The organism is Gordonia tangerina, from assembly GCF_021556435.1.
Taxonomy (GTDB): Bacteria; Actinomycetota; Actinomycetes; order Mycobacteriales; family Mycobacteriaceae; genus Gordonia; species Gordonia tangerina.
This window is the reverse complement of sequence record NZ_JAKGCU010000002.1, coordinates 289,204-313,898: the sequence shown is the minus strand read 5'-3', so window position 1 is coordinate 313,898 and position 24,695 is coordinate 289,204. Positions and strand designations below refer to the sequence as shown.

24 protein-coding genes are annotated in these 24,695 nt (G+C 67.3%); 15 read left to right on the top strand and 9 right to left on the bottom strand.

The window, feature by feature from the left end; all coding sequences use genetic code 11:
- Positions 1-25: 25 nt before the first annotated feature.
- The 3 genes from pyrH to L1892_RS04635 are packed head-to-tail and all read left to right on the top strand — an operon-like array spanning position 26 to position 2,286.
- Positions 26-766, top strand: coding sequence for a UMP kinase (gene pyrH / locus L1892_RS04645; protein WP_235722268.1), 741 nt, complete (start codon positions 26-28; stop codon positions 764-766).
- Between the two features lie 54 nt (positions 767-820).
- Entirely contained in the window at positions 821-1,378 is a 558-nt protein-coding gene (gene frr, locus L1892_RS04640) for a ribosome recycling factor (protein ID WP_235722267.1), read from the top strand.
- A 35-nt stretch (positions 1,379-1,413) separates the two neighbouring features.
- Positions 1,414-2,286: a phosphatidate cytidylyltransferase gene (locus tag L1892_RS04635; RefSeq protein ID WP_235722266.1), complete on the top strand. Its 873-nt coding sequence runs from the start codon at positions 1,414-1,416 to the stop codon at positions 2,284-2,286.
- A gap of 12 nt (positions 2,287-2,298) precedes the next feature.
- Here L1892_RS04635 and L1892_RS04630 read toward each other — a convergent pair whose 3' ends face one another.
- Positions 2,299-2,685: a LapA family protein gene (locus L1892_RS04630; protein ID WP_235722265.1), complete on the bottom strand. Its 387-nt coding sequence runs from the start codon at positions 2,683-2,685 to the stop codon at positions 2,299-2,301.
- Between the two features lie 30 nt (positions 2,686-2,715).
- Here L1892_RS04630 and rlmN point away from each other — a divergent pair, with 30 nt between their 5' ends.
- Positions 2,716-3,822: a dual-specificity RNA methyltransferase RlmN gene (gene rlmN / locus L1892_RS04625; protein ID WP_235722264.1), complete on the top strand. Its 1,107-nt coding sequence runs from the start codon at positions 2,716-2,718 to the stop codon at positions 3,820-3,822.
- Between the two features lie 6 nt (positions 3,823-3,828).
- Here rlmN and L1892_RS04620 read toward each other — a convergent pair whose 3' ends face one another.
- Positions 3,829-4,092 (bottom strand): DUF2631 domain-containing protein, encoded by a 264-nt coding sequence (locus tag L1892_RS04620; RefSeq protein WP_235722263.1) that lies wholly within the window; start codon positions 4,090-4,092, stop codon positions 3,829-3,831.
- Positions 4,093-4,242: 150 nt separating this feature from the next.
- Between L1892_RS04620 and puuE the strand changes: the two genes are divergently transcribed.
- The 6 genes from puuE to L1892_RS04590 all read left to right on the top strand — a co-directional run bounded on the left by puuE (position 4,243) and on the right by L1892_RS04590 (position 11,731).
- A complete protein-coding gene (gene puuE / locus L1892_RS04615; RefSeq protein ID WP_235722262.1) occupies positions 4,243-5,199 on the top strand; it encodes an allantoinase PuuE in 957 nt (318 codons plus the stop codon).
- Positions 5,200-5,263: 64 nt separating this feature from the next.
- The gene (gene dxr, locus L1892_RS04610) at positions 5,264-6,439 is read left to right on the top strand and encodes a 1-deoxy-D-xylulose-5-phosphate reductoisomerase (protein ID WP_235722261.1); all 1,176 of its coding nucleotides are present in this window, start codon (positions 5,264-5,266) and stop codon (positions 6,437-6,439) included.
- Positions 6,436-7,665: a M50 family metallopeptidase gene (locus tag L1892_RS04605; RefSeq protein ID WP_235722260.1), complete on the top strand. Its 1,230-nt coding sequence runs from the start codon at positions 6,436-6,438 to the stop codon at positions 7,663-7,665. The genes dxr and L1892_RS04605 overlap by 4 nt, the downstream gene beginning before the upstream one ends.
- 63 nt (positions 7,666-7,728) lie before the next feature.
- Positions 7,729-8,913: a flavodoxin-dependent (E)-4-hydroxy-3-methylbut-2-enyl-diphosphate synthase gene (ispG, locus tag L1892_RS04600; RefSeq protein WP_235722259.1), complete on the top strand. Its 1,185-nt coding sequence runs from the start codon at positions 7,729-7,731 to the stop codon at positions 8,911-8,913.
- Between the two features lie 69 nt (positions 8,914-8,982).
- The gene (locus tag L1892_RS04595; RefSeq protein ID WP_235722258.1) at positions 8,983-9,819 is read left to right on the top strand and encodes a GNAT family N-acetyltransferase; all 837 of its coding nucleotides are present in this window, start codon (positions 8,983-8,985) and stop codon (positions 9,817-9,819) included.
- Between the two features lie 76 nt (positions 9,820-9,895).
- Complete coding sequence (locus L1892_RS04590) at positions 9,896-11,731, top strand: penicillin-binding transpeptidase domain-containing protein (protein ID WP_235722257.1); 1,836 nt, start codon at positions 9,896-9,898, stop codon at positions 11,729-11,731.
- A 21-nt stretch (positions 11,732-11,752) separates the two neighbouring features.
- On the opposite strand, the gene L1892_RS04585 is transcribed toward L1892_RS04590, so the two are convergent.
- Genes L1892_RS04585 through L1892_RS04575 form a run of 3 tightly spaced genes read right to left on the bottom strand, consistent with a single transcriptional unit; the run spans position 11,753 to position 14,642 of the window.
- Positions 11,753-12,532: a heme ABC transporter ATP-binding protein gene (locus L1892_RS04585; protein WP_235722256.1), complete on the bottom strand. Its 780-nt coding sequence runs from the start codon at positions 12,530-12,532 to the stop codon at positions 11,753-11,755.
- On the bottom strand, positions 12,529-13,617 hold the full coding sequence (locus tag L1892_RS04580) for a FecCD family ABC transporter permease (protein WP_235722255.1): 1,089 nt from the start codon (positions 13,615-13,617) through the stop codon (positions 12,529-12,531). The genes L1892_RS04585 and L1892_RS04580 overlap by 4 nt, the downstream gene beginning before the upstream one ends.
- The gene (locus tag L1892_RS04575) at positions 13,614-14,642 is read right to left on the bottom strand and encodes a heme/hemin ABC transporter substrate-binding protein (RefSeq protein WP_235722386.1); all 1,029 of its coding nucleotides are present in this window, start codon (positions 14,640-14,642) and stop codon (positions 13,614-13,616) included. Before L1892_RS04575 ends, L1892_RS04580 begins: the two co-directional genes overlap by 4 nt.
- A gap of 146 nt (positions 14,643-14,788) precedes the next feature.
- On the opposite strand from L1892_RS04575, the gene map reads away from it, so the two are divergent.
- Both map and L1892_RS04565 read left to right on the top strand, forming a co-directional pair.
- The gene (gene map, locus L1892_RS04570; RefSeq protein WP_235722254.1) at positions 14,789-15,652 is read left to right on the top strand and encodes a type I methionyl aminopeptidase; all 864 of its coding nucleotides are present in this window, start codon (positions 14,789-14,791) and stop codon (positions 15,650-15,652) included.
- A 93-nt stretch (positions 15,653-15,745) separates the two neighbouring features.
- Positions 15,746-16,570, top strand: coding sequence for an alpha/beta fold hydrolase (locus tag L1892_RS04565; protein ID WP_235722253.1), 825 nt, complete (start codon positions 15,746-15,748; stop codon positions 16,568-16,570).
- A 30-nt stretch (positions 16,571-16,600) separates the two neighbouring features.
- Here the strand turns inward: L1892_RS04565 and L1892_RS04560 are convergent, their stop codons facing one another.
- From L1892_RS04560 to L1892_RS04545, 4 genes are read right to left on the bottom strand one after another with little or no spacing between them, the layout of a single operon-like run.
- Entirely contained in the window at positions 16,601-17,314 is a 714-nt protein-coding gene (locus L1892_RS04560; RefSeq protein WP_235722252.1) for an FAD-binding oxidoreductase, read from the bottom strand.
- A gap of 16 nt (positions 17,315-17,330) precedes the next feature.
- Positions 17,331-17,927 carry a molybdopterin-dependent oxidoreductase gene (locus tag L1892_RS04555; protein WP_235722251.1) on the bottom strand — a complete coding sequence of 199 codons (597 nt, stop codon included), beginning with the start codon at positions 17,925-17,927 and terminating at the stop codon, positions 17,331-17,333.
- Between the two features lie 21 nt (positions 17,928-17,948).
- Complete coding sequence (locus L1892_RS04550) at positions 17,949-19,343, bottom strand: mycothione reductase (RefSeq protein ID WP_235722250.1); 1,395 nt, start codon at positions 19,341-19,343, stop codon at positions 17,949-17,951.
- Entirely contained in the window at positions 19,340-20,416 is a 1,077-nt protein-coding gene (locus L1892_RS04545) for an alpha/beta hydrolase (protein WP_235722249.1), read from the bottom strand. Before L1892_RS04545 ends, L1892_RS04550 begins: the two co-directional genes overlap by 4 nt.
- 198 nt (positions 20,417-20,614) lie before the next feature.
- Between L1892_RS04545 and mqo the strand changes: the two genes are divergently transcribed.
- The 3 genes from mqo to L1892_RS04530 are packed head-to-tail and all read left to right on the top strand — an operon-like array spanning position 20,615 to position 24,670.
- Entirely contained in the window at positions 20,615-22,144 is a 1,530-nt protein-coding gene (gene mqo / locus L1892_RS04540; protein ID WP_235722248.1) for a malate dehydrogenase (quinone), read from the top strand.
- Positions 22,145-22,190: 46 nt separating this feature from the next.
- Entirely contained in the window at positions 22,191-22,682 is a 492-nt protein-coding gene (locus tag L1892_RS04535) for a GNAT family N-acetyltransferase (RefSeq protein ID WP_235722247.1), read from the top strand.
- Complete coding sequence (locus L1892_RS04530; RefSeq protein WP_235722246.1) at positions 22,679-24,670, top strand: VWA domain-containing protein; 1,992 nt, start codon at positions 22,679-22,681, stop codon at positions 24,668-24,670. The genes L1892_RS04535 and L1892_RS04530 overlap by 4 nt, the downstream gene beginning before the upstream one ends.
- Positions 24,671-24,695: the final 25 nt, after the last annotated feature.

Below are 24,695 nucleotides of genomic sequence, written 5' to 3'. Positions count from 1 at the left end.
CGAATCGACCAGTGGAGGAAGTTGGATGAGCGAAACCCCGGCCCCGCACGAGTCCGAGCGTCACGGCTTCACCCGGGTGCTCCTCAAGCTCGGCGGTGAGATGTTCGGAGGTGGCGGAGTCGGACTCGACCCCGATGTCGTCGGTACTGTCGCCGACCAGATCGCCGAAGTCGTCGGATCGGGTGTGCAGGTCGCGGTCGTGATCGGCGGCGGAAACTTCTTCCGCGGTGCCGAACTGCAGCAACGCGGCCTCGACCGCGCCCGCTCGGACTACATGGGCATGCTCGGCACAGTGATGAACTGTCTCGCGCTGCAGGACTTCCTGGAGAAGCGGGGCGTCTCCACGCGTGTGCAGACCGCGATCACGATGGGGCAGGTGGCCGAACCGTATCTGCCGCTTCGGGCGCAGCGACACCTCGAGAAGGGGCGGGTGGTGATCTTCGGTGCCGGCATGGGGATGCCGTACTTCTCCACCGACACCACCGCCGCGCAGCGTGCCCTGGAGATCAAGGCCGAGGTGGTGCTGATGGCCAAGGGCGTCGACGGGGTCTTCGACGCCGACCCGCGCACGGTGCCCGACGCGAAACTGTTCACCGAGATCACCCACCGCGAGGTGCTGGACAAAGAGCTCAAGGTCGCCGACGCGACCGCGTTCAGTCTCTGTATGGACAACAAAATGCCGATCCTGGTGTTCAATTTGCTCGAGCAGGGCAACATCGCCCGGGCCGTCGCGGGCGAACGGATCGGCACCCTGGTCGCCACCTGATCGACCCGACACTCATCCCACACGCACACCGCACCGAGTAGATATAGGACGACGATGATCGACGATGCGCTCCTGGACGCCGAAGAGAAAATGGAGAAGGCGGTCAGTGTCGCCAAAGACGACATGGGCTCCATCCGTACCGGTCGCGCCAACCCGGCGATGTTCAACAAGGTCCACATCGAGTACTACGGCGCTCTCACGCCGATCACCCAGGTGGCAGGCATCAACACCCCCGAGGCGCGCCTGGTGGTGATCAAGCCCTATGAGGCCTCGACCCTGCGGGACATCGAAACCGCCATCCGCAACTCCGATCTCGGTGTGAACCCGACCAATGACGGCAACGTCATCCGGGTGGCGATCCCGCAGCTCACCGAGGATCGTCGCAAGGAGCTGGTGAAGCAGGCCAAGAGCAAGGGCGAAGACGCCAAGGTCGCGATCCGCAACGTGCGCCGCAAGGCCGTCGACGAGCTCAAACGCATCCAGAAGGATGGCGAGGCCGGCGAGGACGAGGTGAACCGCGCGGAGAAGGAACTCGACAAGACGACCGCCGGTTACGTCACCCAGGTCGACGAACTCGTGAAGCACAAAGAGAACGAATTGCTCGAGGTGTGAGCACCGATCGCCCCCACGCATCGTCACCGCAGCCGATGGCCACCGAATCGACCGATAGCCCGGAGACCCCGGACGCGCCGAAGACCACGAAGTCGCGCGCCGGACGCAATCTCCCGGCTGCGCTCGCGGTCGGATTCTCGCTCGGTATCTCGATCATCCTGATCCTGATCTTCGCGCCGAAGATCTGGTACGGGGTGGTGGCGGTCGCATTCGCGATCGCCACATGGGAGGTCTTCAAGCGACTGCGCGACGGTGGCTATCAGATTGCGTTCTGGCCACTGGTCATCGGCGGGCAGGTCATCATCTGGTCCGGGTGGCCCTGGGGTCCCACCGGTGTCCTGACCGCCTTCGTCGCGACAGTGCTGGTGCTGATGGTCTGGATGCTGCTGGCGCAAGGAATTCACCACGCGCCGGAGAATTATCTGCGCAACCTCGCCGCCAGCGTGTTCATCCTCGCCTGGCTGCCGCTGCTGGCATCCTTCGGCGCGCAGTTGGTGGTCCAGGATCATGGCGCCGCGCGGGTGGCGACCCTGATGGTGGTGGTGGTCTGCTCCGACGTCGGTGGCTACGGCTTCGGTGTGCTGTTCGGCAAACATCCGATGGCGCCGGCGATCAGCCCGAAGAAGAGCTGGGAAGGCCTGGTCGGGTCGTTCCTGGTGGGTACGGGCGGAGCGGTGTGTTGCGGGGTGTTCCTGCTCGACGCCCACTGGTGGGTCGGCATGATCCTGGGGCCGGTATTGGTGGTCTGCGCCACCCTTGGTGACCTGGTCGAATCTCAGGTCAAGCGCGACCTGGGAATCAAGGACATGGGTACGCTGTTGCCTGGCCACGGCGGCATCATGGATCGTCTCGATTCGCTGCTGCCGTCGGCCTTCATCGTCTGGGCGGTGTTGACGGCGTTGCTGTGAGCAGCGCCGTCGTCAGCGTTTGGCCTTTTTCAACGCCCGGCTGAGCTGCAGCATGCGGAGCCCGCCCGCGAACGCCACGATCAACGCACCGGCGATGGCGGCGATCAGCAGACTCACCCCGAGCGGCAGGTTGACCTCCCAGAAGATCAGCATGATCGTCTGGCTCTCCAGGTTCTGCAGGATGAAGATGAGCAGCAGGATGGTGATCACGGCGCCGATCACCAGACCGTAGAACGTCGCCCGAGTCCGGGTGTGCTCCACCTTCTTGATCTTGGTGCGCAGCTCATCGCGCTCGGCCAACAGCGCCTGATGCTCGCCGTCGGGCTCCGGCGTGGTGGGATGCTCGATCGGCTCGCCCGCGCCGACGGGCCGGTGCGGCTGCGGATCCGGTGTCGTCATACAGCCATCATGACATGCGACAATAACGGTATGACGTCATTGCCGCTCGTGTTCGACGCGCCCAAGCGCGGGCGTCCGCCCACCCACTTCGCCGACCTGGACACCGCAGGCCGGGTGACCGCGCTCTCCGCACTCGGTCTGCCGAAGTTCCGCGCAAATCAGTTGGCCCGGCAGTACTTCGGCCGACTCAACGGTGATGTGGCCGAAATGACCGATCTGCCGTCGGCGGCCCGCGATGCCGTCGGGCAGAATCTCTTCCCGCCGCTGCTGTCGCCGGTGCGCCACATCGCCTGCGACGACGGCGACACCCGCAAGACGTTATGGCGACTGCACGACGGCACTCTGCTCGAGAGCGTGCTGATGCGCTACTCCGATCGCAACACACTGTGCATCTCGAGTCAGGCCGGTTGCGGCATGGCATGCCCGTTCTGCGCGACCGGACAGGGCGGTCTGGACCGCAATCTGTCGACCGCCGAGATCGTCGACCAGGTGCGTGCGGCAGCGCGCGCATTGCGCGACGGGGAGTTCGGGGAACCGGGCCGGCTGTCGAACGTCGTCTTCATGGGTATGGGTGAGCCGCTGGCAAACTACAAGCGCGTGGTCAGTGCGGTGCGGCAGATCACCTCGCCGGTGCCCGACGGACTCGGGATCTCCGCGCGATCGGTCACCGTCTCCACGGTCGGACTGGCCCCGTCGATCCGACGCCTGGCCGACGAGGGGTTGGCGGTGACGCTCGCGGTGTCGCTGCACACACCCGACGACGAACTGCGCGACACGCTGGTGCCGGTCAACAACCGATGGTCGGTGGCCGAGGTGCTGGACGCGGCGCGCTACTACGCCGACACCACCGGCCGTCGTGTCTCGATCGAGTACGCCCTGATCCGCGACGTCAACGATCAGCCGTGGCGAGCGGACATGCTGGGGGAGAAGTTGCGTCGGGCACTGGGATCGCTGGTCCACGTGAATCTGATCCCGTTGAATCCCACACCGGGGTCCGAATGGGATGCGAGCCCGAAGCCGGTGGAGCGCGAATTCGTCAGGCGGGTACGGGAACAGGGTGTGTCGTGCACCGTCCGGGACACCCGCGGCCAGGAGATCGCCGCAGCCTGCGGCCAGTTGGCCGCCGGAGAACGCTGACCGGCGTCAGTTCTTCCAACGACCGCGGCTGGTCCAGATCGGCTTGAGTAGGAAGAACGCGAGAACGGCGGCGAATGCGGCGAGGTAGATGTCCTCGACGTGGCCGGTGTGGTTACCGATGAACATCGCCAGCAGGGCGAACACGCAGAACCATCCGGCGATCATGAACGTCTTGCGGGCTTGTCCGTGCCACCCGAAGCGGGCCGACGGCGCATCCGCGGGCTCGCGAACCCAGCCGGTGTCGATCTGCTCAACCTCGGTGCTTGCCACGGTGGCTCCTCACTGTGCGTGCCGGTCGCTGCGTGCCGGCGGTCAGAAGTCTGACGACCGGTAGTAGTACGCGACAAGCATAACGGTAGGGCGCCGATGGCGGCGCGGCGCCACCACGCGCAGACCCCGTCGGGGTGAAACAATGCCGCCATGTCCGACACCCCGCACCGAAAGCTGGCCGACTACCGCGGCGAGAACTACCCCCGCGACATGATCGGTTACGGTGCCGCGCCGCCGGATCCGCAGTGGCCGGGCGGGGCGAAGATCGCGGTGCAGTTCGTCCTCAACTACGAGGAGGGCTCGGAGAACAACGTCCTCGAGAACGATCGGGCCAGCGAGACATTCCTCTCGGAGATGATCGGTGCGCAGGCATTCCCGAACCGGCACATGAGCATGGAGTCGCTCTACGAGTACGGATCGCGGGCCGGCGTGTGGCGCATCCTGCGCACCTTCGGACGGCGTCAGTTGCCGCTGACGATCTTCGCGGTCGCCCAGGCGATGGCCCGTAACCCCGATGCCGCCGCCGCATTCGTCGAACGCGGCGACGAGATCGCCTGTCACGGGTACCGATGGCTCAGTTATCAGCTCGTCGACACCCACATCGAACGCGAGCACATGCAGGCGGGTATCGAGCTGTTGACCGAGATCACCGGACAACGACCGCTGGGCTGGTACACCGGCCGCGATTCGCCCAACACCCGCCAGCTCGTCGTCGAGCAAGGCGGATTCGTCTACGACTCCGACAGCTATGCCGACGATCTGCCCTACTGGGTGAAGGTGCGTCGCGGCGAGCGGCTCGTCGACCACCTGGTGGTGCCCTACACCTTGGACACCAACGACATGCGATTCGCCTCACCGGGCGGTTTCCCGTCGGGCGAGCAGTTCTTCACCCACCTGCGAGATGCCTTCGACGTCCTTTACCGCGAAGGCGTCGAGGGCGCACCCAAGATGCTGTCGGTCGGGTTGCACTGTCGTCTCGTCGGCCGTCCGGCTCGCCTCGCCGCGCTCGAACGTTTCCTCGATCACATCCAGTCACACGAAGGCGTCTGGATCCCCCGGCGCATCGACATCGCCGAGCACTGGCGGTCGGTGCATCCACCGAGCTGACCGCGGCGGCGGACCCACTCCGCGGGATTTGGGGCACAGTCGATCGAAGCGGGACAATGGCCCGGTGACGACGCGCGTACTCATCCTCGGCTCGACCGGCTCTATCGGCGTCCAAGCCCTCGAGGTGATCGCCGAGCATCCCGAGCGGTTCCAGGTCGTGGGACTCGGCGCCGGGGGCGGCAACCTCGATCTCCTGCGTGAGCAGGCCCGCGCATTCGGGGTCTCTGCGGATCGGTTGGCCGTCGCGGACCCGGCTGCCGCGCGGACCCTGTCCGACGACCTCGGCTCGACGGTGTTGGGCGGCGCCGACGCGATGTGCGACCTCATCGCCTCGGTGGACTCCGACGTGGTGCTCAACGCCGTGGTGGGCTCGATCGGGCTTCGACCCAGCCTGGTTGCGCTGCGGACCGGGGCCCGCCTCGCGTTGGCCAACAAGGAGTCGCTGGTCGCCGGCGGATCGCTGGTCCTCGATGCGGCGGCACCCGGGCAGATCCTCCCCGTCGACTCCGAGCACTCGGCCATCGCCCAGTGCCTGCGTGGCGGCACCGCCGCGGAGGTCGACCGCCTCGTGCTCACCGCTTCGGGTGGTCCTTTTTTTGGCTGGACCCGGGAAGCCCTCCTCGACGTGACCCCGGAGCAGGCCGGTCACCATCCCACCTGGTCGATGGGTCCGATGATCACCCTCAATTCTGCGACCCTGGTCAACAAGGCACTCGAGGTCATCGAGGCGCACCTGCTGTTCGGCGTCGACTACGACCGCATCGACGTCACCGTGCACCGACAGTCGATCGTGCATTCGATGGTGACCTTCGTCGACGGAGCGACCATCGCCAAGGCGTCCCCGCCGTCGATGAAACTGCCGATAGCGCTGGCGCTGGGTTGGCCGGACAGGGTGCCCGGCTCGTCGACGGCGTGCGATTTCTCCACCGCATCCGCCTGGACCTTCGAACCCGTCGACACCACAGTGTTCAGGGCCATCGATCTGGCCCGCGAGGCCGGACGCGGCGGCGGTTCGCTGACCGCGGTGTACAACGCCGCGAACGAAGCGGCCGCCGCGGGTTTCTTCGCCGGCGCCATCCGGTTTCCGCGCATCGTCGAGATCATCGGTGAGGTGCTCGGCGAGGCCGATCAGTGGCGTGCGCAGCCAGGTACTGTGGAGGACGTCTTGGCCGCAGACCAGTGGGCACGCGCACAGGCATCGCGTCTGGTCACGGCATATTCGGATGGAGTGAATCAGTGAGTTTCGCCCTCGGCGTGGTGCTGTTCGCCGCGGCGCTGCTGTTGTCGGTGGCCTGGCATGAGTGCGGTCACATGTGGGCGGCACAGGCGACCGGCATGAAGGTGCGCCGCTACTTCGTCGGCTTCGGCCCCACGGTGTGGTCCACGCGCAAGGGCGAGACGGAATACGGGATCAAGGCACTGCCGCTGGGCGGTTTCTGCGACATCGCCGGTATGACCCCGTATGACGAGATCGCCGACGAAGACCGGCCGCGCGCCATGTACCTGCAGAAGCCGTGGAAGCGGCTCGTCGTGCTGTTCGCGGGGCCCGCGCAGAACTTCATCCTCGGCTTCGCGCTGGTGGTGGTCGTCGGAGCCATCTGGGGGCTGCCGAACATCAGCCAGGATCCCGTACCGGCCACCGTCTCGCAGGTCACCTGCGTACCAGACCAGACCACCTACTCCGCCGACGCCGAGCCAGTGTCGACGCCCTGTTCGGGGACGGGGCCGGCGGGGGCTGCGGGTATGCAGGCCGGCGACACCATCGTGGCCGTCAACGGCCAATCCGTCTCCGACTACTCCGAGGTGTCGACGCTGATCACCGAGGCGACGGGACCGGTCGCGCTCACGGTCGACCGGGCCGGCCAATCGGTCGACATGACCCTCGATCCGCAACCGTCGACCGTGGTGATCAACCAGTCCGACGGCACCACGACCACCGAGCAGACCCGCAAGGTCGGCATCACCTTCTCGCCGCCGCCCGCGCTCACCCACTACGACGGTCTCGCTGTCATCCCCGGTGCGTTCGTGTTCACCGGCGACCTGTTCGTGGCCACCTGGGACGCCCTGTTGTCACTGCCGTCGAAGGTCAGCGCACTGTGGACCGCGGTGACCGGCGGTGAGCGCGCGGCCGACACCCCGGTGAGCGTCTACGGTGCATCGGTGATGGGCGGGCAGGCTGCCGAACGTGGTGCCTGGAGCATGTTCCTGATGCTGCTGATCAGCATCAACTTCTTCCTCGGCCTGTTCAACCTGGTGCCGCTGCTGCCGCTCGACGGCGGGCACATGGCCATAGTCGGCTACGAGAAGGGGCGAAACACCGTGCGCCGCTGGTTCGGGCGGGCGGCCGCCGGACCGGTCGACTACCTGAAATTGATGCCGATCACCTACGCGGTCGTCGTCGTCATGGGTGGATTCATGGTGTTGACACTGACCGCCGACATCATCAACCCCATCAAGATCTTCTGACCACACCCGTATGACCCACGACCACAGCCCCATCAAGATCTCCTTACAGACGAGGTGAACGAGATGAACGCCCCCACATCGTCCGACCCGATTCAAGTCGGGCTCGGCATGCCCGCCCCACCGCCGCCGGTGCTGGCCCCGCGCCGCACGACGCGCCAGATCCAGGTCGGTTCGGTCGGCGTCGGCAGCGACCACCCGATCTCGGTGCAGTCGATGACCACCACCAAGACCCACGACATCAACGCGACCCTGCAACAGATCGCCGAACTCACCGCCTCCGGCTGTGACATCGTGCGCGTCGCGTGCCCACGCCCCGAGGACGCCGAAGCGCTGCCGATCATCGCCAAGAAATCGAAGATCCCGGTGATCGCCGATATCCACTTCCAGCCGAAGTACATCTTCGCGGCGATCGACGCCGGTTGCGCGGCCGTGCGCGTCAATCCCGGCAACATCAAGGAATTCGACGGCCGCGTCAAAGAGGTCGCGCAGGCCGCCGGCGCCGCCGGCATCCCCATCCGCATCGGGGTCAACGCCGGCTCGCTGGACAAACGCATCATGCAGAAGTACGGCAAGGCGACTCCCGAGGCACTCGTCGAGTCCGCGCTCTGGGAAGCCGGGCTCTTCGAGGAGCACGGTTTCGGCGACATCAAGATCTCGGTCAAGCACAACGACCCGGTGATCATGGTGGAGGCCTACCGACAGCTCGCCGCGCAGTGCGACTACCCGCTGCATCTCGGAGTAACCGAGGCAGGACCCGCATTCCAGGGCACCATCAAGTCGTCGGTCGCCTTCGGGGCGCTGCTGGCCGAGGGGATCGGCGACACCATCCGGGTCTCGTTGTCGGCGCCGCCCGCCGAGGAGATCAAGGTGGGCGACGCGATCCTGCAGTCGCTCAACCTTCGTCCGCGCAAGCTCGAGATCGTGTCGTGTCCGTCGTGCGGGCGCGCCCAGGTCGACGTGTACAAACTCGCCGATGAGGTGACCGCCGGCCTCGAGGGTATGGAGGTGCCGCTGCGGGTGGCCGTCATGGGTTGCGTCGTGAACGGGCCGGGCGAGGCCCGTGAGGCCGATCTCGGTGTCGCGTCGGGCAACGGCAAGGGACAGATCTTCGTGAAGGGTGAGGTCATCAAGACCGTGCCGGAGGCGCAGATCGTGGAGACGTTGATCGAAGAAGCGCTGCGGATCGCGGGTGAATCAGGCGACACTGGTGACAGGGAAGCGGGTTCACCGGTCGTCACGGTCAGCTGATCACGACGTCGATGACCGTCGGCCGCGTCGCGGTCTGCATCCCGCCCGAGAACGGCAGAGGGAGCGGTGGTGCTGAAGCTACTGGGTGATCGCCCGCTGGGCGCACGCGATGCGCCGGTGGTGGAGCATGTGCTGTCGTCGGATCCGGTGGCGATGTGCATGGTCGCGGCCCGGTTCGAGTCGCACGGCATCAACCCGCGCCTGTTGGGCGGAGAATTGTGGACCGTCGACGATCCGACCAGCTCATTGTGCTTTTCCGGGGCCAACCTCATCCCTCTGGTCGGGTCCACCGACTCGATGGAGGCGTTCGCCGACCGCGCGGCCGCCGCGCCGCGCGTGTGTTCGTCGATCGTCGGACGGGCCGAGATGGTGCTGGCCTTCTGGGATCGGATCGGCGCATGCTGGGGTCCGGCGCGGGAGGTGCGCGACTCGCAACCGCTGATGGCGTTGACGGACGCGCCCGCCGTGGCGCCCGATCCGCTGGTTCGCCTGGTCACCCTCGACGATCTCGACGCCTATCTACCGGCTGCGATCGACATGTTCATCGGCGAGGTGGGGGTGGACCCGTGTGCCGGCGACGGAGGCCGGTCCTATCGCCGCCGCCTGGCCTCGCTGATCACCGCGCAACGGGTGTTCGCCCGATTCGATCGCGGTGAGGTCGTGTTCAAGGCCGAGATCGGTTCGCTGTCCCGTCGGGTCGGCCAGATCCAGGGCGTCTGGGTGGCGCCGCACCGGCGCGGCGAGGGGCTCGGCGCGGCCGGTACCGCCGCCGTCGCCGCCGCGGTGATGGCCTTCGGTCGTACCCCGAGCCTGTACGTCAACAGCTTCAACCTTCCCGCGCGAGAGGTGTACCGGCAGATCGGTTTCCGCGAAGTCGGCACCTTCGCGACCATCCTCGTCGACTGAATCCGCCGACGACAGTCGGCGAATCCACCGCGTGGCGCACCGGATTTCGACTCGTCCGCCCATATGATCGACACCGATGTTGCGGATGAGACGACGAGTAGTCAGTGTGGCGTGTGTGTCGCTGAGTGCTGCGCTGACGCTCGGGGTGGCCGGTTGCGCCACCGCCGACGACGGTCCGCGCCAGGCGGTCGAGCGTTTCCTCGCTGCATACGGCGCCCGCGACATCGCCGCAGCCGCCGCCCTCACCGACAACCCGCAGGCCGCACGCGACGACCTCGACGCCGCGTGGGACGGTCTGGCCGCGGAGAAACTCACCGCGAGCACCGGCAAAGCGCGAGTGACCGGCGACATCGCCGACATCGACGTCACCTACCACTGGGATCTGCCGAGCGACCGCGAGTGGAGTTATCCCGCCCGGGTCAAACTCGCCCGCAGCGATGCTGGGTGGTCGGTGCGCTGGACCTCCACCGACATCCACCCGGACCTCGGTGCCAACCAACGGCTTTCGTTGCGACTGTTGCAGGCCCCGCGGGCGACCGTCAACGAGTCCGATGGGTCGGAGGTGATGGTCAACGGCACGGTCATCGGGATCAACTTCGACGCCGCCGAGGCGGCGGCGCACGGGTCGGTCGCCGATTCGGTGACCCGCCTGGTGTCGGCACTGCGGCCCTATGCGCCGTCGCTGTCGGCGCAGAAGATCGCCGAGGAGTCCACGGCCAGTGGCGAGCCGTACCCGATCACCCGGCTGTCGGAACGCGATTTCGATCGCCTGCGCGATCAACTCGCCATCCCCGGCGTCGTTCACAACGAACAGGCCGAACTGGTCGCGAAGAACCCGGATTTCGCCCCGGCACTGCTCACCGAGGTGAAGAAGGTCGTCGACAGTGAGGTCGAAGGTCGGGTCGGATGGCGGGTCGTCACCGTCAACCCGAACGGCCTCGACGCCGACGTCCTCGCCGATCACGCCCCGGAACCCGCGCCGGCGATCTCGCTCAGCCTGTCGCGGCGCGTGCAGAATGCCGCGCAGCGGGCGGTGGACGCCACCAACCGCTTCCAGGTCGCCATGGTGGTTCTCCAGCCGTCCACCGGCCGGGTTCTGGCCGTCGCGCAGAACAAGGCGGCCGACCGGGACGGGCCGATCGCCACCACCGGTCTGTACCCGCCCGGATCGACCTTCAAGATGGTCACCGCGGCCTCGGCCATCAGCCGCGATCTCGCACATCCCGGTTCGATGGTGCCGTGTCCGGGTGAGATCGAGATCGGTCCGCGCCGAATCCCGAACTACAACGGCTTCTCGCTGGGCACCGTCTCGATGCTGAAAGCCTTCGCCAGTTCCTGCAACACCACTTTCGCCTTCCTGGCCAGCAAGATGGGCCCATCAGATCTCGCGCACACCGCGGCGGCGATGGGAATCGGCCAGAACTACGACATCGCCGGTCTCGACGTGGTGTCCGGGTCGGTGCCGATCGCTCCGGAACTGGTCGCGCGTACCGAGGATGGCTTCGGTCAGGGCAAGGTGCTGGTCAGTCCGTTCGGGTTGGCCACGGTCGCAGCGACCGTGGCCAACAACGGCACCGCGCCGGTCCCACAGCTGATCCTGGGCAAACAGACCACGGTGGAAGGTCCGCAACCGACGCTCGACCCGAAAGTGGTCGAAGAACTACGCCCGATGATGCGCGCTGTGGTCACCCAGGGCACGGCGACGGTCATCGACGGCGAGGGCGAAGTGCTCGGCAAGACCGGTGAGGCCGAGTTCGCCGGCGGTTCGCATGCCTGGTTCGCCGGCTACCGCGGAGATCTGGCGTTCGCCACCCTCGTGGTGCGCGGTGGCGACTCCAACAACGCCGTGGGCGTGACGCGCGACTTCTTCGCCGGACTGCCACCGGGATACGCGGTCGGCGCGCGGTCCTGACCGGCCAACCGGGCCGGCCGGTCAGGTCCGGCGCGGCACGATGATCGGCTGTCCCGACTCGGGATGATCCCAGATCTCCACCGGATGGTCGTAGGTGTCCGACAGCAACTGCGCGGTCATCACCTCGCGGGTCGGTCCATCGGCCAACAGATGGCCGTCCTTCATCAAGGCGACGCGATCGGCGTAGGCGGCCGCCAGGGAGAGGTCGTGCACCACCAGCAGGACGGCGCAGCCGTCGTCGCGGGCGGCCCGCAGGATGTCGAGGACGGTCTCCTGGTGGTGGATGTCGAGCGCGGCGGTCGGTTCGTCGAGCAGCATCACCGGTGCCTGCTGGGCCAGCGCCCGCGCGATCGACACCCGTGCCTGCTGGCCGCCGGACAACTGCGCGAACGGGCGATAGGTGATGTCGTGCAGATCGCACGCGCGGATCGCGTCGTCGATGATCTCAGGTGACCGGCGTGCGGCGTCGGTACGCAGCCAGGGGAAGCGGCCCATTTCGATGACCTCGATCACCGAGAAGGGGGTGTCGGTGCGATTGTGCTGGGTAACGAACGACCGCATGCGGGCAAGTTCCCGAGCAGAGACCTTCGCGATCGGCCGGTCGTCGATGTGGACGGTGCCGCGGTCGGGGGTGCGTAGACCGGCCAGCACCGACAACAATGTCGACTTGCCGCAGCCGTTGGGCCCGACGAGCGCGTGCAGCGAGCCGGGTTCGACTCGTAGTGAGACGTCGCGCACCACATCGCGATCCCCCAGGGTGACGGTGATGTGATCGGCTACGACACCGGCCGACCCGGTCACCAGCCCGCCCCCGCCCGTCGGCTACGGCGCAGCAGCAGGAAGAACACCGGTCCACCGATGAGTGAGGTGAACATCCCCAACGGGAGGTCGGCGTCGCCGAGCATTGTGCGGGCCGCCAGGTCGGCGGCCGTGATCACCAGCGCGCCCCCGACCACGCTGGCAGGTAGCAGGATCGCATGGCGTGGACCCACGATGAGCCGCAGCACGTGCGGCACCACCAAGCCGACGAACATGATGATCCCGGAGAAGGCGACCGCAGCGCCGGTCAGGATGGAGACGAGCACGATCACCTGACGGCGGACGACCTCGACGTTGACCCCCAACGACGCGGCCTGGATCTCGCCGAGGGCCAGCAGGTCGAGCTTGTGCACCAGGACCAGTGACGCAGCGAGCGCCGCGATGATCAGCGGAACGGCCACCCACACCTCATCCCAGGTGGTGCCGGCCAGCGAACCCAGTTGCCAGAACACGATCTGTTCGCGTGCGGCCGTGGACGCCACGAAGGTCAGATAGGCGATGATGCCGAGGGTGAAGGCGTTCACCGCGATCCCGGTGAGCACCAACATGATCGCGGACGTGGAGCCGTCGCGCAGGGACAGTACGTACACCGACGCGGCGGTGAACAGGGCGAACACGAAGGCCGCACCGGCCAACGCCCAGTCGTTGGTGGCCCCGCCGCCGAGCACGATCATCAGACATGCGCCGACGGCCGCGCCCGACGACACCCCGATGATGCCCGGTTCGGCGAGCGGGTTGGCCAGCACACCCTGCAGCAGGCAGCCGCCGGCACCGAGCGCGGCGCCCACCAACAGGCCCAACACGATCCGCGGGAACCGGACGTTCCATAGTGCGGCCTCACCGTTGGGGTGCGACGGCAGGGGACCGATCTCGAGGTGGAAATGGTGGGCGAGGCTGCCGAGCACCTCGATCGGTGGGACACCCACCCGGCCCATACCGGCCGAGAGCACGACGAGCGCCGCGGTCGACACGAGCAGGACCGCGAGGACGACGATGTTTCGGGTGCGATGGCGGGTGCGGTGGTCGGCCGCGACCGGCGTCACCCGTTCGGACGTGGGGGCACTCATGCGTAGATCGCCTCAGCCAGGGCGCCGAGTACCTTGCCGGCGTCGGGGCCGAACGCCAGGATCTCGGTTTCGTCCATCTGTACGATGCGCCGGTTGCGCCCCGCATCTGTCTCGGCGATACCGGGCAACTCCAGAACTCCATCGAGCCCACCGACGGTGTCGGCGCCCTGCGTCATCACCAGCAACACGTTCGGGTCCGCCTCGATCATCGCCTCGGCGCTGATCGCGGTGAATGCCCCGCTGAGGTCGGCCTCGCGGCCGGCATCGCGCCCGCCGAGGTTCTCGATCAGGTCGTCGGCACCGGATCCCGGTCCCGCCAGCAGGATCAGATTGCGGCCTCGGATGTAGACGAAGGCCATCACCGGGTCCCCGGACGGGGACGGGACGAGATCACGTGCCGCTGCGACCTCGCGGTCGGTGCGGGCCACCAGCTGTTCACCCTGCACGGGCACACCGAGCGCGTCGGCGACCGAACGCATCAGGGAGTCGTTGGCGTCGAGGCTTCGGGTACCGGGGAACACGACGACCGGGATGCCGGAGTCGCGGATCTGATCGACGGCCGCCGCGGGGACGGTGTTCTCGTCGACGAGTACGACGGTGGGCGACAGCGCCAGGACCGCCTCGGCGTTGAGGCTGTGCCCGCGGTTGGTGACCACCGGTAGGTCCACCGCGCTCGGAAACGCCGTCGACGTGTCGCGCCCGACCACGTTCGGACCCAAACCGAGCGAGAACACGATGTTGCCGAGAGTGCCGTTGATGTCGACGGCGATGATCCGGTCGACATCGGTGACCGTGACCGGCCCGTGCCCCGTGGAGTCGACGGTGACCGGCAGCGTCGGGGTCGGATCGGTCGCGATCGGCGTCACGTCGGTGGCGGGTAGCTCCGCGGTCTGCGGCCCGTCGGCCAAGTGCGCGGTGGGCGCCACCGACGCGGCCGGCTGCTCGATGGGTTCCACGAAACATGCGGACAGGGTTCCGATGATGAGCACGACGAGCACCGCGAGCGCCGGACGCACCGTACCGATCCTGCTCACCCGCTCACCTGCGCCACGATTCCTCCCACCGCCCGACCTGGTCGGCGCTTCATCTGCCCTTAGTCTCACCTTAGTTCGCCTCGCACCCGCGACCCACGCCGCCTCCGGCGTGAAACCGGACTCGATAAGCTGGCACCATGACCGTTCGCGCCGCCCTGCGTCCCGGCACCCTCTCGCCGACGCGTCCCGTCCCCGATTCCATCGAACGGCCGGAGTACGCGTGGCGGGACACCGTCAATGAAGGACACGAACCGTGGGTGCAGACCCCGGAGACCATCGAGAAGATGCGGGTGGCCGGCCGGATCGCAGCCAACGCGCTCGCCGAGGCGGGCAGGGCGGTGGCGCCCGGGGTCACCACCGATGAACTCGATCGGATCGCGCACGAGTACATGGTCGATCACGGCGCGTATCCGTCGACCCTGGGCTACAAAGGGTTTCCCAAGTCGTGCTGCACCTCGCTGAACGAGGTCATCTGTCACGGCATCCCGGACTCGACCGTGATCGCCGATGGGGACATCGTCAACATCGACGTCACCGCCTACATCGACGGGGTGCACGGCGACACCAACGCCACCTTTCTGGCCGGTGACGTGTCCGCCGAGGCCGCCGATCTGGTCGACCGGACCCGGATCGCCACCGAACGGGCCATCAAGGCGGTGAAACCGGGACGCGAACTGAACGTCATCGGGCGTGTGATCGAGGCCTATGCCAACCGCTTCGGGTACACCGTGGTCCGCGACTTCACCGGCCACGGCATCGGTGAGACATTTCACAATGGTCTGGTGATCCTGCACTACGACCAGCCCAACGTCGACACGGTCATCGAGCCGGGCATGGTGTTCACCATCGAACCGATGATCAACCTCGGTGGGCTCGGCTATGAGATCTGGGACGATGGCTGGACCGTCGTGACCACCGACAAGAGGTGGACGGCCCAGTTCGAACACACCCTGGTGGTGACCGAGGACGGCGCAGAGATCCTCACGCTGCCCGAGCACTGAGCCGCGCGTCGTCGGCCCTCGGGTGTCGGCTCAGCGGTGGACGGTGTGTGCGGCGGCCGACCACGCCCACGAGTCGTCGCCTATCCTGAGCGCGTGGACACGCAACACCGCGCCGTTCAGGTCGGCGAGCACACTTTCGACACCCGGATCAGTGGCCCCGAAGACGGAAAATGGGTGCTGCTGCTGCACGGATTCCCGGTCAACAGTTCCTGCTACGACACCGTCGTTCCCCGCCTGCACGAGAGTGGTCTGCGCACAATCGTTTTCGATCAGCGCGGGTACAGTCCCGGCGCTCGCCCGGACGGGGTGGACGCCTACCGACTGGAACTGCTCGTCGGTGACGCGATCGGCCTGCTCGACGCGCTCGGTGTCCAGTACTCGATGCTGGTCGGCCACGACTGGGGCGGCATCGTCGCCTGGCACCTGGCGGCCAAGCACCCGGACCGATTCACCGGCCTGGTGGCTGCGAGCACCGGACACCCGTCTGCGATGCGCGACGCCCTGGAGTCCTCGGACCAGCGTGAACGTTCGCGCTACATCAAGGATTTCATCGCAGACGACGCCGAGGGCAAGCTGCTCGCCGACGACGGGGCCGCACTGCGCGCCGCCGGGGTGACTGCCGAGGAACTCGCTCCGCTCACCGAACCGGGCGCTCTGACCGGACCGCTGAATTGGTACCGCGCCAATTTCACCGGCGACATCGCGGCCACTCTGGCGTGCCCGCCGGTCGAGATCCCTACGACCATGGTCTGGGGTGACGCCGACGATGCGCTCGGCCGTGAACAGGCGCAACTCAGCGGACGCTACGCGTACTCCGACTTCCGTTTCTGCGAGCTGCCCGGGGTTGACCACTGGGTTCCGCAGCACGCCGCTGCCGCACTGGCCTCGGAGATCGCGCTGCGCTCCACGGTGTTCTGATCGGACCGGGGCCCCGCGACCGGGGTCGGGCTAGCCGAACCGTTCGGTCCGAATCCGCTCGCGCGCATGGCCGGCGTCGATCATCGCGGCGGCACAATGCTCCACGAAAGCGGTGGGACCGCAGATGAACACGGTCGGTGCCTCCTCCGGCCCGATGGTGAGTTCGGCGATCTCGGCGGCCCCGAGTCGACCGGTCGGACGGGGGTCCGTTTCGGGGCCACGTCGGGTGTAGACCAGATGGACCGGCAACCGTCGATGCTGGGTGAGCTGGCGGAGGTCATCGGCGAAAAGCATGCGATCCGGTGAGCGCAGAGAGTACACGAGATTGAAAACCGATGTGGGGGAAGCGATTTCGCGGTGTCGGAGCATCGACATTAGGGGGCCGAGCCCCGAACCGCCGGCGATCAGCTGCACCGGATCCGATCGGCTGCCGTCCCAGGTGAACCACCCGCCATGCGGCCTGGTCACCTCGAGCGGTTCACCCACCTCCACGACGTCGACGAGATACGGTGACACCTCGCCGTCGTCTGCCCGTTCGACGGTGACCTCGATAGTGCGTGACTCGCGGGCATCCGACACCGAGTACGTGCGTGCGGTCGAATAGCCGTCCTCGGCGGTGAGGCGGATGTCGAGATGCTGGCCGGGCACCGCGCGGAACGGTTCGGACAGGGCGAGCCGGAGTGATCGTGCGCTGTCGCTGTGCCGCGTCTGCGAGACGACGGTGCTCACCTGCCAGTCGTTCATGACCAGGTCCGCGCGGTCATGAGTAGCGCTGTTCGGTCCAGGGGTCGCCGTGCATGTGATAGCCGTTGCTCTCCCAGAATCCAGGGGTGTCGCTCGACATGAACCGTAGGCGGCACACCCATTTCGCGCTCTTCCAGAAGTACAGGTGCGGCACGAGCAATCGGGCCGGACCGCCGTGTTCGGCGGCCAGTGGTTCACCGTCGTAGGAGTCGGCGATCCAGCCGCGACCATCGACCAGATCGGCCAGAGCGACGTTGGTGGTGTAGCCGCCATGGCAATGCGCCATCACGAAGTCGCCGGCGTCCCACGGCAGTTCGGCCAGGATCGTGTCGAAGGACACGCCCCGCCAGCGGGTTTCGAACTTCGACCAGCGGGTCACACAATGGATGTCGGTGACGATGTCCTCGTGCGGCAGCTCCTGGAACTCGGCCCAGTTCCACTTGTGGATTCGATGTCGCGTGGACTGAACGGCCAGCGACCACGTGTCGAGGGACACCGTCGGCGTCGGTTCGGCCGACAGCACCGGAAAGTCGAACGTCCGGTATTGCCCGGGTGGCAGCCGGTCGGCATCTCGATCACGTCTGCCGACAAAGCCGCGGTTGACGATCGCCATGGCGGAAATCCTACCGGCCGATCAGATCTCGAGCCCCAACAGCGCGTTTTCGAGCACCTCGGGCATCGCCGGATGTATCCAGTACTGGCCGCGCGCGATTTCGTGCGCGGTCTGCCCGAAGGACATGGCCTGGATGATCGGCTGGATCACCGTGGGTGCCTGTGGTCCGAGGATGTGGCAGCCGAGTAGCCGACCGGTACCCCGCTCGGCGATCACCTTGCAGAAACCGGTGGTGTCCTCCATGGCCCACCCGTAGGCCACATCGCCGTAGGCCTGCACCTTGACGGTGATGTTGAGGTCCATGTCCCGCGCCTCGTCCTCGGTGAGTCCGACGGTGGCGATCTGCGGATGGGTGAACACCGCGGCCGGCACGTACCGGTGGTCGAACCAGACCAGGTCGTCGGCATCCCAGCCCTTGAGCAGATTCGCCTGCACCACCCGTTGCTCGTGATTGGCGACATGCTTGAGCTGATACGGCGAACTCACATCTCCGAGCGCCCACACGTGTGCGGCCGCGGTCCGGCCGTGCGGGTCGCACACCACCCGACCGTGATCGTCGAGATCGACCCCGATCGAGGCCAGATTGAGCCGGTCGCCGTTGGGGCGACGTCCGGTCGCAACCAGCAGCGCGTCACCGTCGAGATGCGTGCCGTCGCCGAGGCTGACCCGGACGCCGCCACCGTCGAGCTCGACCACGTTCGTCACGTCGGTATTCAGTCGTACATCCCATTTCTCCGCGGCCACCGTCGTGAACCGTGTCGAGATGTCGGTGTCGAGTTTGCGCAGCAGCGCGGGCCCACGTGCGATGACCGACACCGCGCTGCCCAGCGCGCCGAACACATGCGCGAACTCGGCTGCGATGTAGCCGCCGCCCACGATGATGAGCCGATCGGGGACATGGTCCAGACGCATGACGTCGTTGTTCGTGTAATACGGTGCGCCGCACTGGCTGATCGCGGGCGGGACGGTCGCTCGTGATCCCGCGGCGATCACCACCTCGTCGGCGAGGACCAGCGAGTTGGCGGTGACCAGGCGGTAGCGGCCGTCGTCGTCGCGTCCGTCGAATTCGACGTGCGTGGAGTACACGGTGATGTTGTCGCACCGTTGTTCGCGATACTCCCGGCCGCCGGCCGAGATCGGATCGATGCGACCGAACACCCGGTTCACGATGGCGGGCCAGTCCACCGAGTCGACACGGCTGTGCACGCCGAGCCGGTCTCCGCGCGCCGCGTTGTCGGCGACCTCTGCGGCGTAGACGAACATCTTCGTGGGGATGCAGCCGACGTTGAGGCAGGTCCCGCCGTAGACGCCCTCCTCGAAGATCGCGATCGATCTGTCGTCGAAACGCTCGTTGGGGATGGAGTTGCCGCTGCCGGTGCCGATGATCGCCAGGTCGACGATCTGGGTGGCGGTCATGCCGGCCCCGCGGTCGAATCCGACTGTGCCGCGGCCAGCACGCCGAGCGTGCCCTGCAGCCAGTTGTCGATCTCACGGTAGGCGTGCTCACGGACGTGTGGTACCGACAGCACCACATCGTGGCGGGCGTCGGCGATGGGGACGACGGCCACCCGGTCACCCAGACATCCGCTCCACCGCGACATGTGACGCACATCGAGAACCACATCGGCGTCGTCCACCGAACCCGGTTGCGCCCGGTTGAACAGGGTCTTGTCCGAGCGCAGCACCAACGACGGCACCCCGACGTCGACACCCCGATGCAGTCGCGCATGCCCGCGCCGCACGGCATTGAGGAAGCCGAAGGTGACCGGAAATCCGCCCATCGGTTTCAGGGCCAGGTCGAAGGCCCACTCGCCGCCGGTGGTCTCGTGGATGCTTCGGCCGTAGCCATCGGAGAGTTCTTGGGGGAGTACCGCCTTCGGGCCGACGGCGGCGAGGCCACGCAACAGCAGCGAGACCGGCAGGGTCCGCAGGATCGGACTGCCCTGCAGATCGAACCAGGGGCTGTTGAGCAGCAGACCGCAGACCGCGGCATGCAGATCCGGCGATCCGGACCGAAGCCGGTCCAACCACAGCGAGGTGATGAGGCCCCCGGTGGAGTGGGCGGCCACGATCACCCGTTGCGGGCCACCGGCGGCTCGCGTCTCGTCGATGACCACCTCCAGTGCGTGGCCGAGTTCCTCGTCGTACTGGCGCAGGTCGGTGGTGAAGTGCGCGGTGTGCTGCGGCTGCAGTGAGCGTCCACATTTGCGCAGGTCGAGCGCATAGAAGGCGTAGCCGCGTTCGTGAAAGAAGTCGGCGAGAGGTTCGTGGAAGAAATAGTCGGTGAATCCGTGGATGTAGAGCACCGCGCCGTGTACGGCCGGTTCGGGGCCGGCCTTACGCACCAGGGTCGCGGTGATCGGGTCCTCGCCGTCCGGGTCGGGACCCAGGGGCAGGGCGAGGACTTCGTAGCGATCCAACAGATGGTCGGGTTGCCAGGTCGCAGCGGATCGGCCGCCATCACGGGCGGCGCTCGAGGATGCGGTCACACGGTCCACTCTAGATATCGTGCGGGGGGCCGGGCGCGGCGGTGACTGTCGCCCAGCCCACACTTTGGCCCAGGCGATTCCGTTGTTTGCGCCGGAATGGGGAACAATGGCGGTTGACAGGGACGACCGATGGTGGCACACCCTCGCGGCACACCGCGACAGCCTCGATCGTCCAACCCGTGCGAAGGAGAGCTCCTCGTGTCTCACTCGGTGATCAAGACGGACGTCGCGCTGGTCGGTGCCGGAATCATGAGCGCCACTCTCGGCGCCCTGATCCGTCGACTCGAGCCGACCTGGTCGATCAGTGTTTTCGAACGGCTCGACGCCGCGGCCGCGGAGAGCAGCGATCCGTGGAACAACGCCGGCACCGGGCACTCGGCGCTGTGCGAGCTGAACTACACCCCGAAGACCGCCGACGGCGATGTCAACATCGACAAGGCGATCAACATCAACGAGCAGTTCCAGGTGTCGCGTCAGTTCTGGGCCTACTCCGTGGACAACGGCATCCTCGGTGATCCCAGCGAGTTCATCAATCCGATCCCGCATGTGAGTTTCACCCACGGCAGCGACGGCGTCGACTACCTGCGTAAGCGCTATGACCGTCTCGCCGGCCAGGTGTTGTTCGAGGGCATGGAGTTCATCGACGACGAGGCGACCTTCAGCGAGCGTCTGCCGCTGATGTCGGCCGGACGCGACTTCTCCGACCCGGTGGCGCTGAACTGGTTCACCGACGGCACCGACGTCGACTTCGGCGCATTGACCCAGCAGCTGCTCAACCACATCGGCGAAACCGGTGCCGATGTGTACTTCGGTCACTCGGTCACCAACCTGTCCAAGCAGTCCGACGGCAGTTGGATCATGAAGGTCAGCAACCTGCGGACCAAGCAGAAAGTGACCGTGCACGCGAAGTTCGTCTTCGTCGGCGCCGGCGGCGGAGCGCTGCATCTGCTGCAGAAGTCCGGTATCGCCGAGGCGAAGGGTTTCGGCGGTTTCCCGGTGTCCGGGGAGTTCTTCCGCTGCACCAACCCCGACCTCGTCGCCGACCACCAGGCGAAGGTGTACGGCCAGGCCGCGGTCGGCGCTCCGCCCATGTCGGTGCCGCACCTCGACACCCGCGTCATCAACCATCAGCCGGGACTGCTGTTCGGGCCCTACGCCGGGTGGTCGCCGAAGTTCCTCAAGAGCGGCAAGATCACCGACCTCCCGTTCTCGGTCAAGCCGAACAACCTGCTGCCGATGCTGTCCATCGCGCCCCAGGAGTTCGGTCTCCTCAAGTACCTCATCAGCGAGCTGGCCGCCAGCCGTGCCGACCGCGTGAACACCCTCGGCGAGTTCGTCCCACGTGCCGACGGCGCGGACTGGGAGATCATCACCGCCGGACAGCGTGTCCAGGTGATCCGCAAGACCGGCGTCGGCGGCTCGCTGGAGTTCGGTACAGCGGTGGTGACCGCCGATGACGGCACCATCGCCGGCCTGTTGGGCGCCTCGCCCGGTGCGTCGACCGCGGTGCCCGCGATGCTCAACGTGCTGGAGAAGTGCTTCCCGAAGGAGTACGCCGGGTGGAAGCCGGCACTCACCGAGATGATCCCGTCGTTCGGGCAGAAGCTCTCCGACAACCGCGACCTGTTCCGGCAGGTGTGGGACTGGACCAGCGCGAGCCTGCAGCTCAAGCGTGGGGCCGCCGCCCCACAGGTCGACGCCGAGCGCGCGACCGCGCCGGCCCTCTGAGCGGCCATCTGGTGCAGGCCCACACCGGTGTGATACTCACGAGACCATGACTTCGGCAGGGCAGTTGCACCAGAGTCCGGCCGACCGGATGGATGCGTCCACCCTCTACCAGATCCTGCGGTTGCGGGTGGACGTCTTCGTGGTCGAGCAGGCTTGTCCGTACCCCGAACTCGACGGCCGCGACCTGGAGGCGGGCACCCGTCAGTTCTGGATCGTCGACGACGACGTGGTGGTCTCGACATTGCGTCTGCTCACCGAACCTGCGTCGGCCGACGAGCAGCCGAGTTTCCGGATCGGCCGCGTGTGTACCGAACGCGGCCACCGGGGTCAGGGCATGACCGCGCGGCTGATCAGCGCTGCGCTCTCCGAGATCGGCGATCATGTCTGCCTCATCGAAGCGCAGGCCTACCTTGTGGAGATGTATGCCAAATTCGGGTTCGTGGTGCAGGGCGACGAGTACCTGGAGGACGGCATCCCGCACGTGACCATGCGTCGCGACCCGGCCGTGCCCGCGGCGACCGTCGACGGGCCGCGATGAGCGGCCGGCACCATCGCGGCGCCGAGATCGACGGACCTGTCCGCTACCCGTTCAGCGCGGTCGTCGGGCAGGAACGGCTCAAGCTCGCGCTGATCTTGTCGGCGATCGCACCGGGTATCGGCGGGGTGCTGATCCGGGGCGAGAAGGGTACCGCCAAGTCGACCATCGTGCGTGGACTCGGCCCGCTATTGCACACCGGCGACGAGTCGGATCGCTCGCGCCCCGGTGGCGGAGACGGCGTGCGTGGCCGGGTCGTCGAGCTGCCGATCGGCGCGACCGAGGACCGGGTCATCGGATCGCTCGACCTGACCGCGGTGCTCAGTGAGGGCCGCACCCGGTTCACCCCCGGGCTGCTGGCCTCGGCCGACGGTGGCGTCCTCTACATCGACGAGGTCAACCTGCTGGCCGACCACCTCGTCGACGTCCTCCTCGACGCCGCCGCCAGCGGCCGGGTCACCATCGAACGCGACGGGGTGTCGCACACACAGGCCGCCGACTTCGTCCTCGTCGGCACGATGAATCCGGAAGAGGGCGAACTGCGCCCGCAGTTGCTGGACCGCTTCGGTCTGGCCGTCGACGTCGCCGCCGGCCGCGACATCGACGAGCGGGTGGCCATCGTCTCGCGCCGGATGGCCTTCGACGCCGATCCGGAGGCGTTCGTGGCCGACCATGCGGCTGCCGAAGCCGAACTGACGCAACGGATCGCCGACGCTCGTGCACAGCTGACCGAGGTGACCATCCCGCCGGTGGAGCTGCGCCGGATCGCCGGGGTCTGTGCTCATCTGGAGGTCGACGGTCTGCGCGGCGACATCGTGGTGGCCCGGACCGCGGCGGCGCACGCCGCGTGGCGGCTCGCCGCCGAGGTCACCGCCGACGACGTCCGCGTCGCAGTCGAACTCGCGCTGCCGCATCGGCGCCGGCGTAATCCGTTCGACGAGTCCGGGCTCACCGACCAACAACTCGACGACGCGATGGATGCCGGTGCCGACGCCGCCGGCAGCGATACGCCCGACCCGACCGACCCCGACCCGACCGACCCGGGCGGTGGTGGTGGCCACGACGGCGACGGTGGCGACGAGCCGGGCGACACCACGGCGTCCGATGTCGATCAATCCTCCGGCGAGACGACGTCCGAGGGCGAGACGACGTCCGAGAGTGAGCAGCCCTCCGAACCGGCCCCAGGTCCGCGCTTCGGTTCCGTACCCTCCACGTCGACGGCACCGCGCATGACGCGCCTGGATGTGCGCGGGATCGGTGAAGGCGACCCAGGGCGCCGGTCGCGTGCCCGGTCGCGTCGCGGGCAGACCACGCGCGCAATCGATTTCACGCACGGCCAACCGGTGCACCTGTTCGGGACCGTGCTCTCGGCCGCCGATCGGGCGGCCGGTGGCACGGTGCGGGTGGCACCCGACGATCTGCGCGGCGCCGAGCGCATCGGTCAGGAAGGCAACCTCGTCGTATTCGTCGTCGACCTCTCCGGTTCGATGACTGCTCGCCGTCGACTGTCGGCGGTGACCGGTATCTGTGTCGATCTGCTGCGCGACTCCTACACCCGACGTGATCGGGTGGCGGTGGTGGTGGCGCGCGGTTCGTCGGCCGAGGTGGCGGTGCCGCCGACGAGATCGGTGGACATCGCGGTCCGTCGGCTCGCCGAGATCCGGACCGGCGGACGCACGCCACTCGCCGAGGGGCTGATCGCGGCCACCGAACTGATCGACCGAGCCGCTCGCCGCGAGCCGCACCGGCGACCATTGGTGGTGGTGCTCACCGATGGCCGGGCCACCGCGGGGCCCGACGCCTCGGCACGAGCCCGCGCGGTCGCCGGCGCAATCGGCCGACGTGGGATCGATTCCGTCGTCGTGGATTGCGAACAGGGGATGATCCGGCTCGGCCTGGCCGCCGAACTGGCAGCGACGATGGGTGCGCGGTGCCTGCCGATGGACGAGCTGACGGCGGGTGTGCTGCGCAGCGACGACCGGGCCGCCTGAGACACTGTTCGCACCAGACCGCGAC

What these genes read in the sequence shown, in the direction of transcription:
- pyrH (WP_235722268.1), top strand. Translation starts at nt 26, where the DNA reads ATGAGCGAAACCCCGGCCCCGCACGAGTCCGAGCGTCACGGCTTCACC.
- frr (WP_235722267.1), top strand. Translation starts at nt 821, where the DNA reads ATGATCGACGATGCGCTCCTGGACGCCGAAGAGAAAATGGAGAAGGCG.
- L1892_RS04635 (WP_235722266.1), top strand. Translation starts at nt 1,414, where the DNA reads ATGGCCACCGAATCGACCGATAGCCCGGAGACCCCGGACGCGCCGAAG.
- L1892_RS04630 (WP_235722265.1), bottom strand. Translation starts at nt 2,685, where the DNA reads ATGACGACACCGGATCCGCAGCCGCACCGGCCCGTCGGCGCGGGCGAG.
- rlmN (WP_235722264.1), top strand. Translation starts at nt 2,716, where the DNA reads ATGACGTCATTGCCGCTCGTGTTCGACGCGCCCAAGCGCGGGCGTCCG.
- puuE (WP_235722262.1), top strand. Translation starts at nt 4,243, where the DNA reads ATGTCCGACACCCCGCACCGAAAGCTGGCCGACTACCGCGGCGAGAAC.
- ispG (WP_235722259.1), top strand. Translation starts at nt 7,729, where the DNA reads ATGAACGCCCCCACATCGTCCGACCCGATTCAAGTCGGGCTCGGCATG.
- L1892_RS04590 (WP_235722257.1), top strand. Translation starts at nt 9,896, where the DNA reads ATGTTGCGGATGAGACGACGAGTAGTCAGTGTGGCGTGTGTGTCGCTG.
- L1892_RS04580 (WP_235722255.1), bottom strand. Translation starts at nt 13,617, where the DNA reads ATGAGTGCCCCCACGTCCGAACGGGTGACGCCGGTCGCGGCCGACCAC.
- map (WP_235722254.1), top strand. Translation starts at nt 14,789, where the DNA reads ATGACCGTTCGCGCCGCCCTGCGTCCCGGCACCCTCTCGCCGACGCGT.
- L1892_RS04560 (WP_235722252.1), bottom strand. Translation starts at nt 17,314, where the DNA reads ATGAACGACTGGCAGGTGAGCACCGTCGTCTCGCAGACGCGGCACAGC.
- L1892_RS04555 (WP_235722251.1), bottom strand. Translation starts at nt 17,927, where the DNA reads ATGGCGATCGTCAACCGCGGCTTTGTCGGCAGACGTGATCGAGATGCC.
- L1892_RS04550 (WP_235722250.1), bottom strand. Translation starts at nt 19,343, where the DNA reads ATGACCGCCACCCAGATCGTCGACCTGGCGATCATCGGCACCGGCAGC.
- L1892_RS04535 (WP_235722247.1), top strand. Translation starts at nt 22,191, where the DNA reads ATGACTTCGGCAGGGCAGTTGCACCAGAGTCCGGCCGACCGGATGGAT.
- L1892_RS04530 (WP_235722246.1), top strand. Translation starts at nt 22,679, where the DNA reads ATGAGCGGCCGGCACCATCGCGGCGCCGAGATCGACGGACCTGTCCGC.